This window comes from Oryzihumus sp. (assembly GCF_036391795.1).
In the GTDB taxonomy this organism is placed as follows: Bacteria; Actinomycetota; Actinomycetes; order Actinomycetales; family Dermatophilaceae; genus Oryzihumus.
This window is the reverse complement of the sequence record NZ_DASVZH010000139.1, coordinates 1-10,127: the sequence shown is the minus strand read 5'-3', so window position 1 is coordinate 10,127 and position 10,127 is coordinate 1. Positions and strand designations below refer to the sequence as shown.

General features: G+C 71.7%; 12 protein-coding genes. 3 read left to right on the top strand and 9 right to left on the bottom strand.

What is annotated here, in order from left to right; genetic code table 11:
• Both VF825_RS08135 and VF825_RS08130 read left to right on the top strand, forming a co-directional pair.
• The coding region (locus VF825_RS08135; protein WP_331112019.1) for a hypothetical protein at window positions 1–197 on the top strand (197 nt) is incomplete at its 5' end.
• 208 nt (window positions 198–405) lie between these two features.
• A complete protein-coding gene (locus VF825_RS08130; RefSeq protein ID WP_331112017.1) occupies window positions 406–810 on the top strand; it encodes a hypothetical protein in 405 nt (134 codons plus the stop codon).
• 23 nt (window positions 811–833) lie between these two features.
• Here the strand turns inward: VF825_RS08130 and VF825_RS08125 are convergent, their stop codons facing one another.
• From VF825_RS08125 to VF825_RS08090, 8 genes are all read right to left on the bottom strand, one after another.
• Window positions 834–1,346, bottom strand: a complete 513-nt coding sequence (locus tag VF825_RS08125) for a DUF402 domain-containing protein (protein ID WP_331112015.1) — start codon at window positions 1,344–1,346, stop codon at window positions 834–836.
• Between the two features lie 13 nt (window positions 1,347–1,359).
• Complete coding sequence (locus tag VF825_RS08120) at window positions 1,360–2,646, bottom strand: adenylosuccinate synthase (protein WP_331112013.1); 1,287 nt, start codon at window positions 2,644–2,646, stop codon at window positions 1,360–1,362.
• 136 nt (window positions 2,647–2,782) lie between these two features.
• Complete coding sequence (locus VF825_RS08115; protein ID WP_331112011.1) at window positions 2,783–3,802, bottom strand: hypothetical protein; 1,020 nt, start codon at window positions 3,800–3,802, stop codon at window positions 2,783–2,785.
• A 329-nt stretch (window positions 3,803–4,131) separates the two neighbouring features.
• Entirely contained in the window at window positions 4,132–5,322 is a 1,191-nt protein-coding gene (locus VF825_RS08110) for an acetyl-CoA C-acyltransferase (protein WP_331112009.1), read from the bottom strand.
• A gap of 44 nt (window positions 5,323–5,366) precedes the next feature.
• The gene (locus VF825_RS08105; protein ID WP_331112007.1) at window positions 5,367–6,515 is read right to left on the bottom strand and encodes an acyl-CoA dehydrogenase family protein; all 1,149 of its coding nucleotides are present in this window, start codon (window positions 6,513–6,515) and stop codon (window positions 5,367–5,369) included.
• A 119-nt stretch (window positions 6,516–6,634) separates the two neighbouring features.
• Entirely contained in the window at window positions 6,635–7,036 is a 402-nt protein-coding gene (locus VF825_RS08100) for a DUF3151 domain-containing protein (RefSeq protein ID WP_331112005.1), read from the bottom strand.
• Entirely contained in the window at window positions 7,033–8,064 is a 1,032-nt protein-coding gene (gene fbaA, locus VF825_RS08095) for a class II fructose-bisphosphate aldolase (protein WP_331112003.1), read from the bottom strand. Before fbaA ends, VF825_RS08100 begins: the two co-directional genes overlap by 4 nt.
• A gap of 59 nt (window positions 8,065–8,123) precedes the next feature.
• Window positions 8,124–8,765 carry a TrmH family RNA methyltransferase gene (locus VF825_RS08090; protein WP_331112000.1) on the bottom strand — a complete coding sequence of 214 codons (642 nt, stop codon included), beginning with the start codon at window positions 8,763–8,765 and terminating at the stop codon, window positions 8,124–8,126.
• 43 nt (window positions 8,766–8,808) lie between these two features.
• Between VF825_RS08090 and VF825_RS08085 the strand changes: the two genes are divergently transcribed.
• Window positions 8,809–9,477, top strand: coding sequence for a VTT domain-containing protein (locus VF825_RS08085; RefSeq protein ID WP_331112021.1), 669 nt, complete (start codon window positions 8,809–8,811; stop codon window positions 9,475–9,477).
• 112 nt (window positions 9,478–9,589) lie between these two features.
• Here the strand turns inward: VF825_RS08085 and VF825_RS08080 are convergent.
• Window positions 9,590–10,127, bottom strand: a 538-nt coding sequence (locus VF825_RS08080; protein ID WP_331111998.1) for a ZIP family metal transporter, incomplete at its 5' end; no start/stop codon positions are given.

Sequence of the window (10,127 nt, the reverse complement as noted above, 5' to 3'; positions counted from 1 at the left end):
CCCCGGTCGTCCAGCCCGTCGTGTCGCACGGAGTCGAGCCGCCGGCGGAGACGGCATCGCAGCCCCAGGCCGCAGCCCCGGTGGTCCGGACCCTGCCGATGACAGGCCCCCAGCCCGTGGGCCCGTTGCTCGCCCTGTCGGCGATGCTGGTCATGGCCGGAGCGACCCTGCGCCGGCTGGCCCGCCTCCAGCGGTAGGCAGCGCCGGCTCCGCCAGTGCCCCAGCCCGCTCGGGCTGGGGCACTGGCATGCGCCCACCTCTCCCACCGATGCATGAGCGCCGCCTCCGGCGAAGGGGTGTGCGGCGCCGGCGAGTCCTCACCCGAGTGGACGACGTAGGTCGCCTACGTCATTCCTACGCTGGTCCTACGGCATTTTCCGTGCCGGTCCGACCGAGGAGTGAGCCATGCTCCGCACCCCACGCCGGCTCCGGGCGACGCGTCGATCCGCGGACCCCGGGCCAGACCCCGTCCTGCACGAGGAAGGCACCGTCACGTTGTCTCCTTCGCCCACCGACCGCCACGCTGCCGAGCAGCAGGTGGCGGTCGACCCGCCCGCGCCCTCGCAGGTCACCGACTCGCGCGCCGGCCGACCCGAGCTGGTCGTCTCCCGGCGTCGCGGGCGCTTCGTCCTGACCACGTCCGACGGCGCCGAGGTCGGGGTGATCCAGGGCGACTACGTCATCGGCTTCACAGCCCGCTACCTGGGCCGCACGCGGTTCATCAAGGACCTCGACGAGGCCAGGGACGAGATCACCCGGGCCTGGCTGGAGCACCGGGAGGATGTCGGGACCCAGCCCCAGGCCGGCTGAACCGATCCGCGCCGGAGCAGACGTCAGGACACCCGGCCCAACCACGGCTCCCACACGGCCGGGACGAACGGCGCCTGCTCGGCGCGGACCGCGGACAGGACCTCATCCCGTGAGGACTCGGCCATCCGCACGACCTCGCGCGGGTAGGCGAACCGCACCTGGTGCTCGGCGAACTCGTCCTCGTCGTCGACGTAGACCCGGCCGCCCCGCGTGCGCACCACGTCGAGGTCGAGGTCGACCATGGTCACCTCGGCCCCGGACGCGGACCAGACTGCAGGGGTCGCCATGTCGACGTAAACCCGCGTGTCATGCCGGTGACCGTCCCCGTAGAACGTCGCCACCCAGGCCTGCCCCTGGGGGACCAGCATGACCAGCGGCCCGGTCGCCTCGTAGGCCACCACGTCAGGCCGGGTGAACACGGTGCCGGCGACAGCGCCCAACCACATCCCGTGCTCGTCGTTCCCCAGCCGCGCCAACGGGGCCAGCCAGTGCCCACGACCGTCCCACTTGGTGAACCTCAGCAGGACCTCGTCCACCAGGTAGCCCCGGTCAGCCGAGCAGCGAGTGCCGCTCGATCGTCGCCTCGCGGCCCGGGCCGACTCCGACCGTGGAGATCCGCGCGCCGATGAGCTCCTCGAGCCGCTCGATGTAGCGCTGGGCGTTGACCGGCAGCTCCTCGAAGGTCCGGCAGCCGGAGATGTCCTCGCTCCAGCCGGGCAGCTCCTCGTAGACCGGGACCGCGTGGTGGAAGTCGCTCTGGCTGACCGGCATCTCGTCGTGGCGGACGCCGTTGACGTCGTAGGCCACGCAGACCGGGATGGTCTCCAGGCCGGTCAGCACGTCGAGCTTGGTGACGACGAAGTCGGTGACCCCGTTGACCCGGGTGGCGTAGCGGCCGACGACCGCGTCGACCCAGCCGCACCTGCGCGGGCGGCCGGTCGTGGTGCCGAACTCGGCGCCCACGTCGCGCAGCCGGTCGCCCATCTCGTCGTGCAGCTCGGTCGGGAAGGGACCCTCGCCCACCCGGGTGGAGTAGGCCTTGAGGATGGCGATGACCCGGTCGATGCGGGTCGGCGGCACGCCGGAGCCGGTGCAGGCACCGGCGGAGGTCGCGTTGGAGGACGTCACGAACGGGTAGGTGCCGTGGTCGACGTCGAGCAGCGTCGCCTGGCCCGCCTCGAACAGGACCGTCCTGCCCTCGTCGAGGGCGTTGGACAGCAGCAGCCCGGTGTCGGCGACCATGGGACGCAGCCGCTCGGCATACGTCAGGAGCTCCTCGACCACCTCGTCGACCTCGATGGCGCGACGGTTGTAGATCTTCACGAGCACCTGGTTCTTGATGTCCAGGGCGCCCTCGATCTTGGCGCGCAGGATCTTCTCGTCGAACAGGTCCTGCACCCGGATGCCGATGCGCGACATCTTGTCGGCGTAGGTCGGGCCGATCCCGCGACCGGTGGTGCCGAGGCGGCGGCTGCCGAGGAAGCGCTCGGTCACCTTGTCGAGGACCCGGTTGTACGACGGGATCAGGTGGGCGTTCGCGCTCACCACGAGGCGCGAGGTGTCGACGCCGCGGGCGTTGAGCGCGTCGATCTCCTCGAACAGCACCGACAGGTCGACGACCACGCCGTTGCCGATGACGGGGGTGCAGCCCGGGGTGAGGATGCCGCTGGGCAGCAGGTGCAGGGCGTACTTCTCGCCGTCGATGACGATGGTGTGGCCGGCGTTGTTGCCGCCGTTGAACTTCACGACGTAGTCGACACTGCTGCCGAGCAGGTCCGTCGCCTTGCCCTTGCCTTCATCGCCCCACTGGGCGCCGACCAGCACGATCGCCGGCATACGGGCCACCTTCCCTACGCATCGCTCACGGCACACCCGCCCGTCCGATGGTGCGGGAATGGCTCAGGCCCCGCCGCAGGTGCGCACGGGGCCCGTGCGCCCGAACGATACCGGCTCGGATCCGCGGGCCACGAACTCACCCGGTCGGAGCACCGGGGCCGACGCCGCCGCGCGCCGCCCCGATGAGGCCCCGACGCTGCGCCGCGACGCCGAGCTGGAACCGCGTGTCGGCGCCCAGGTCGGCCATGAGGTTGGCAACCCGGCGGCGCACCGTGCGCACGCCCCAGCCGAGGTAGCGGGCGATCGCCTCGTCCTTGAGGCCGCCGCCGAGGAGGGTGAGCAGGCGCCGGTCGGCGTCGGTCTCCACGGAGGCGTCCGGCACCGGGAGCGCCACCGTCCAGGCCAGGTCGAACATCGTGGTGAACGCCGAGACGAGCATCTCGTCGCGGATGACGACGAAGTCCGAGGTGGGGTCGTGCCAGCTGGCCACGGCGAGCACCACCTCGTCGCCGAAGACGGCGAACTCGCTCGGCGGGTTGTCGGTGACCCGTTGCTGCTCGCCGACATCGGACCAGCCGCGCATCCACCGCTGGCTCGCGGGGTCCTCCAGGGCGCTGAGCGGGTAGAGCGCCCGCTGCTCGCGGCCCGCGGCAACCGCGGCCTGGGCGGTCCGGTAGGTGTCGTCGTCCAGTCCCGGACCGATGTCCACCCGCACGACGGACGTGCGGATCACACCGCTGGTGATGCGGATGGTGTGCTCGACCAGGCTCGGCGCCAGCTGCGCCGAGACCTCCTCCCAGGCGGGCCGGCGGGTCGCCGTGCTGCCCGCCTGGCCGACTCGGTGGTCGGCCGCGAACTGCGCGATCGCGTTGCGTGCCTCGGACAGCTCCCGGCGCCGGGCATCCAGCCGCGCCTCCTCGCTGTCGATGAGCCGCTCGAGCGCGGCGCGGGGGTGCTCGACCACCACCTGGTGGTCGGTCGTCTCCCGGACGAGGCGGATCGCGATCAGTGACTGCAGCGCGGTCGTGGCCTCCTCGAGCGTCCAGCCGAGCTCGGCAGCATGGGTGGCGACGTCGCTCCTGTTGGAGCGCAGGATTCGCCGGTACAGCGTCTCCGCCGCCTCGGAGACACGGAACGGCGCCAGGTACGGGCTCATCCCTGACCGCCCGGGACGAGGCTCCGTTGCCCCATGTCGAAGCGGGCAACCCTGCCAGCAATCGATGTCATGTTTGGCAGGTTACGGCCATTGGCAGGAGAGGGCCATCGTTCGGCACGGAAACAGTGCATCATCGTGAGTGGCCGCGAGTGACACGCAGGGGACGCAGGTCCTCCCGGCCACAGCAGGATCCCGCTGACAGGGGCCCTGCAACACCGCAGGGGGCAGTGCCGGGGGTCGGGACTCATCAGGGTCCCGGCCCCCGGCACTTCTGCGTTCCGTCCGCCGGTATGCCGCGCCTCCCCCCGTCGGGGCGGCCCACCGCGGCGTCAGCTCGTGAGGTTCTCCAGGATGGTCGCGTTGGCCATGCCACCGCCCTCGCACATGGTCTGCAGGCCGTAGCGGCCGCCCGTGCGGGCCAGGTGGTGCACGAGGGTGGCCGCCAGGCGGGCGCCCGAGCCGCCCAGCGGGTGACCGAGCGCGATGGCGCCGCCATTGGGGTTGAGGCGGGTCCGGTCGGCGCCGGTCTCGGCCAGCCAGGCCAGCGGCACGGAGGCGAACGCCTCGTTGACCTCGAAGGCGTCGATGTCGCCGATGGACAGCCCCGCCTTCGCCAGCGCCTTGGCCGTGGCCGGGATCGGACCGGTGAGCATGATGACCGGGTCGACCCCGGCGAGGACGGCAGTGTGCACGCGGGCCAGTGGGGTCCAGCCGTGCGCAGCGGCGACCTCGGAGGTGGTCACCAGCATCGCGCCGGCCCCGTCGGAGATCTGCGAGGCGTTGCCGGCCGTGACGGTGCCGTTCTCCTCGAAGGCGGTGCGCAGGCCGCCGAGCACCTCCACCGTCGTGCCGGGGCGCACGCCCTCGTCGGTGGTGAACGTCGTCGCGGGCTCACTGCCGTCGAGGACGACGGAGCCGTCGGCGGCCAGCGGCACCGGCACGATCTCCTCCTCGAACGCACCCGACTTCTGGGCTGCCGCGGCCAGCTCGTGCGAGGCGACGCTGTAGGCGTCGACGTCATCGCGAGTCAGGCCCCACTTGCGGGCGATCATCTCCGCGCTGATGCCCTGGTTGAAGGCCACGTTGTCGTAGCGGGCCATGACGCCCGGACCGAACGGCATACCGGGTCCGTTCGCGACGCTGGAGCCCATGGCGACCCGGGTCATCGACTCCACGCCGCCGGCGACGGCGACGTCGTACTGCCCGCTGATGACCCCGGCGGCGGCGAAGTGCAGCGCCTGCTGGCTGGACCCGCACTGGCGGTCCAGCGTGGTGGCCGGCACGGCCTCGGGCCACCCGGCGGCGAGCACGCCGTTCCGCCCGACGTTGAAGCCCTGCTCCCCGACCTGGGAGACACAGCCCCAGATGACGTCGTCGACCAGCGCGGGGTCGAGGCCGACCCGGTCGGCGAGCCCGCGCAGGGCGATGGCGCTGAGGTCGGCCGGGTGGGCACCGGCGAGGGCGCCCTTGCGGCGGCCCACCGGGGTCCGCACGGCCTGGACGATGACGGCGTCGCGCATGAGGTGTTCTCTCCTGGTGTCGGGGGGGTGGGGTCGTGGTCCCGCTACAGGCCGAGGTCCTTGGCGATGATCGACTTCATGATCTCGCTGGACCCGCCATAGATCCGCGAGACGCGGGCGTCGGCGTACATCCGGGCGATCGGGTACTCGAGCATGTAGCCGTAGCCGCCGTGCAGCTGCAGGCACGCGTCGACGACCTCGGCCTGCAGCTCGGTCGTGTAGAGCTTGACCCGGGCGGCGTCGGCGCCGGTCAGCGTGCCGGCGTCGAGCTCCTCCAGCGCGGCGTCGACGAGCTGGCGTCCTGCCTCGACCCGGGCCGAGAGCCCGGCGAGGACGAACTTGGTGTTCTGGAACGACGCGATCGGGGTGCCGAACGCCTTGCGCTCGCGCACGTAGTCGCGGGTCAGCTCGATCGCCTGCTCGCAGGTGGCCTGCGCCGAGACGGCGATGGACATCCGCTCCTGGGGCAGGTTGGCGGTGAGGTACTCGAAGGCGCGGCCCTCCTCGCCGAGGCGGTTGGCCACCGGCACCCGCACGTCGCCGAAGAACAGCTCGCCGGTGTCCTGGCTCTTGAGGCCGATCTTCTCCAGGTTGCGGCCGCGGGTGAAGCCGGGCATGCCCTCCTCGACCACGAGCAGGGTCAGCCCCGCCCGGCGGTTGCCGGCGTCCCGGGAGGTGCGGGCCACCACGACGACGAGGTCGGCCTGGATGCCGCCGGTGATGAATGTCTTGGTCCCGTTGAGGACGTAGTCGTCGCCGTCGCGCACGGCCGAGGCGCTGATGCCGGCCAGGTCGGAGCCGGTCCCCGGTTCGGTCATCGCGATCGCGGTGACCAGCTCACCGGTGGCGAAACCGGGGAACCACCGCTCCCGCTGGGACGGTGTCGCGTAGGCCAGGAAGTAGGGCAGCACCACGTTGAGGTGCAGCTGCAGCGCGCCGGTGACCGCACCGGTGCGGGCGACCTCCTCGGCGAGGGCGACGTTGTAGCGGAAGGAGTTCTCCCCCGCGCCGCCGAACTCCTCGGGGACCTGCAGGCCGGTCACGCCCAGGGCGCCCAGCTCGGCATACAGGCTCTTGGGCACCAGCCGGGCGTGCTCCCACTCCTGCACGTGCGGCAGGACCTTCTCGGTGAGGAAGGCCCGAAGGCTCTCGCGGAAGGCCCGCTCCTCGGCTGACTCCGGCCGCCTGCGCATGAGCGCTCTCCGTCCCGCTGGATTGCCCGGCACTGCGAGGTTACCCGCCAGTAGCCGGACAGAGAACAGGCGCCGCCGTGTGACGGGTCACGCGGCGGCGCCTGTTCTCGCGGGGCGGCTCAGAGGCCGAGCTCGCGGGCCCCCTCGGCGGAGGAGTCGCGCAGGAAGTCGGCGCAGCGACGCTCCTCGTCGGTCTCGCCGATCGCGCCGGCGGCCCGGCTCAGGGCGGCCAAGGCACGCAGGAAACCGCGGTTGGGCTCGTGCGACCACGGCACCGGCCCCTGGCCGCGCCAGCCGTTCTTGCGCAGGGCGTCCAGGGCGCGGTGGTAGCCGGTGCGGGCGTAGGCGTAGCCCTCGACGGTCCGGCCGTCGGCCAGCGCCGCCTCGGCCAGGGTGGCCCAGGCGAGCGACGACGTGGGGTGGGCCGCGGCGACCGAGGCGGGGTCCTCCCCCGCCGCCAGCCGCGCCGCAGCCGGGTCCTCGGGGAGCCTGGTCTCGGGGATGCCCAGCAGGTTGCTCACTTGGCGTGCGTCCCGGCCGAGCGAAGGTTCTCGCACGCGGTGACCACACGGGCCGCCATACCGGCCTCGGCCTCCTTGCCCCAGGCGCGCGGGTCGTAGGCCTTCTTGTTGCCGACCTCGCCGTCGACCTTGAGCACGCCGTCGTAGTTCGTGAACATGAAGCCGGCGACCGGGCGGGTGAAGGCGTACTGGGTGTCGGTGTCGACGTTCATCTTCACCACGCCGTAGTCGACGGCGGCGGAGATCTCCTCCGGCAGCGAGCCGGAACCGCCGTGGAAGACGAGGTCGAACGGCTTGGCGTCGGCGGCCAGGCCGCGGGACTTGATGACCGCCTCCTGGGCCTGCTTGAGGATCTCCGGGCGCAGCTTGACGTTGCCCGGCTTGTAGACGCCGTGCACGTTGCCGAAGGTCAGCGCGGTCATGTAGCGGCCGTGCTCACCCAGGCCGAGCGCCTCGACCGTGGCGAGCGCGTCCTCGGGGGTGCTGTAGAGCTTCTCGTCGATCTTGCCGACGACCCCGTCCTCCTCGCCGCCGACGACGCCGACCTCGATCTCGAGGATGACGTCGGCAGCCTTGCACCGGTCGAGCAGCTCACGGGCGATCTCGAGGTTCTCGGTCAGCGGCACGGCCGAGCCGTCCCACATGTGCGACTGGAACCACGGCGTGCCGCCGGCCTTGACCCGCTCGGTCGAGGCGGCCAGCAGCGGCCGGACGAAGCCGTCGAGCTTGTCCTTGGGGCAGTGGTCGGTGTGCAGCGCGATGTTGACGTCGTACTTCCTGGCCACCTCGTGGGCGAAGGCCGCCAACGCGAGCGAGCCGGCGACCATGTCCTTGACCGTGGGTCCGGAGAGGTACTCCGCGCCGCCGGTCGAGACCTGGATGATGCCGTCGCTGCCGGCCTCGGCGAAGCCACGGATCGCGGCGTTGAGTGTCTGGCTGGAGGAGACGTTGATCGCGGGATACGCGAACGACCCGGCCTTGGCGCGGTCGAGCATGTCTGCGTACACCTCAGGTGTCGCGATGGGCATGGGGGCTCCCTCACGGTCCGTTGGACGCACGCCGTTGTGCGACCGGGCTTTTCAGCATCCTAGGGCGACGGGGGTTGCCCGAACACGTGACGTCTGACCCACGCGTGCATGGCGATCGCGGCTGCCGCGCCGGCGTTGATCGAGCGGGTCGAGCCGAACTGGGCGATGTCGAGGATCACCTCGCAGCCCTCCCGGGCCGCCTCGGACAGGCCCGACCCCTCCTGCCCGAAGAGCAGGACGCAGTGCCGCGGCAGGTCGTAGGTCTCCAGCGGCACCGAACCGGGCAGGTTGTCGATGCCGATGACCGGTATGCCGCGCCCGTCCGGTCCGTGGGCCGCGGCCCACGCCAGCAGCGCCTCGACGCTGTCGTGGTGGTGCTCGTGCTGGTAGCGGTCGGTGACCATCGCGCCCCGCCGGTTCCAGCGACGCCTGCCCACGATGTGGAACGCCTTGGCGTTGAAGGCGTTGGCGGTGCGGATCACCGAGCCGATGTTGAAGTCGTGGGCCCAGTTCTCCACCGCGACGTGGAACTCGTGGCGGGAGGTGTCCAGGTCGCGCACGATCGCCTCGTGCGTCCAGTAGCGGTAGCGGTCGGCGACGTTGCGCCGGTCGCCCGCCGCGAGCAGGCCCTCGTCGTACCGGGGGTCGGAGGGCCACGGGCCCTCCCACGGGCCGACCCCCACCTCGTGCGCGTCGTTCACACAGGCCACTCTCCCAGAGCGGTCCTCTACCCTCGTGCCCGTGATGCACTCCCTGGGTCCGCAGTGGCTCGACCCCCAGTACCTGCTCGACCACTACGGCAACACGGCCCTGTGGATCAGCGCGCTCATCATCTTCACCGAGTGCGGGCTGTTCACAGCGTTCCTGCCGGGCGACTCGCTGCTGTTCACGATCGGCCTGTTCGCCGCGCTGCCGCACAACCCGCTCGGCCTGCCGTTCTGGCTGGTCCTCGTGGTGCTCGTGGCGGCGGCGTTCCTCGGCAACGTCGTGGGCTACGAGATCGGCCGCGCCATCGGGACGCCGCTGTACAAGCGCGACGGCCGGCTCATCAAACGGGCCTACATCGACAAGACCACCGAGTTCTTCGAGCGCTACGGCAACCGGGCCATCGTGCTCGGCCGGTTCGTGCCGATCGTGCGCACGTTCATCACCGTCGTGGCCGGCGTGGGCAAGATGCAGCGGCGCCGCTTCTTCACCTACAGCTTCATCGGCGCGCTGCTGTGGGCCGTCGGCGTGACCGTCCTCGGCTACTTCCTCGGCCAGATCTCGTTCGTGAAGAGCAACCTCGAGATCATGCTGCTGCTCATCGTCGCCGTCTCGCTCATCCCGGTCGCCATCGAGTTCCTGCGCCACCGCGCCGCCGCCAAGCGTGGCGAGGCCGCCTCGGAGGACTCGGTCAGCGGCCCACTCTGAGGCCTTCTTCCCCGGTCCATCGAGGACCGGACGCACGAAACGGCCCGCTTCACCGTCTGTCAGGCGGAGAAACGGGCCGTTTCGTGCGTTCGGTGGGAGGAGGGCGCCCGGGTCAGGCGCCGGCCGCCACCAGGATGCCGTCGGTGAGGAAGCCCAGGAGCAGGCCGCCGAGGATGCACCAGGTGGTGAGCTCCTTCATGCCGGTCCGCCGCGCCACGGACAGCAGCTCGATCACGACGTAGAGCACCGAGCCGGCGGCCAGACCGAGGAAGGCGATGGCGAGGGTGTCGTTGACGACGCTCTGCCCGACCAGGGTGCCGACGAAGGTCGGGCCACCGCCGATGAGGCCGAGCAGGGCCAGCCGGCCCCAGCTCGGGCGCTCGGCGTCGCCGGCCAGCGGGGCGACGATGCCGAAGCCCTCGGTGGCGTTGTGCAGCGCGAAGCCGATGACCAGCAGGATCGCCAGGGAGAGGGCGCCGCTGGCGGCGGAGTTGCCGATGGCCAGGCCCTCGGCGAAGTTGTGCAGGCCGATGCCGACGGCGATCATCAGCGACAGGTCGGCGGCCGCCGAGCGGGCGGGCGCCGAGCCCCCCGTGGCACCCGAGACCGGCGCCGCAGCAGCGCCCTGCGCCCCGACCGCGACGGGGACC

Coding starts and splice junctions, on each gene's coding strand:
- VF825_RS08130 (WP_331112017.1), top strand. CDS start 406: ATGCTCCGCACCCCACGCCGGCTCCGGGCGACGCGTCGATCCGCGGAC.
- VF825_RS08120 (WP_331112013.1), bottom strand. CDS start 2,646: ATGCCGGCGATCGTGCTGGTCGGCGCCCAGTGGGGCGATGAAGGCAAG.
- VF825_RS08085 (WP_331112021.1), top strand. CDS start 8,809: ATGCACTCCCTGGGTCCGCAGTGGCTCGACCCCCAGTACCTGCTCGAC.
- VF825_RS08105 (WP_331112007.1), bottom strand. CDS start 6,515: ATGCGCAGGCGGCCGGAGTCAGCCGAGGAGCGGGCCTTCCGCGAGAGC.
- fbaA (WP_331112003.1), bottom strand. CDS start 8,064: ATGCCCATCGCGACACCTGAGGTGTACGCAGACATGCTCGACCGCGCC.
- VF825_RS08110 (WP_331112009.1), bottom strand. CDS start 5,322: ATGCGCGACGCCGTCATCGTCCAGGCCGTGCGGACCCCGGTGGGCCGC.
- VF825_RS08115 (WP_331112011.1), bottom strand. CDS start 3,802: ATGAGCCCGTACCTGGCGCCGTTCCGTGTCTCCGAGGCGGCGGAGACG.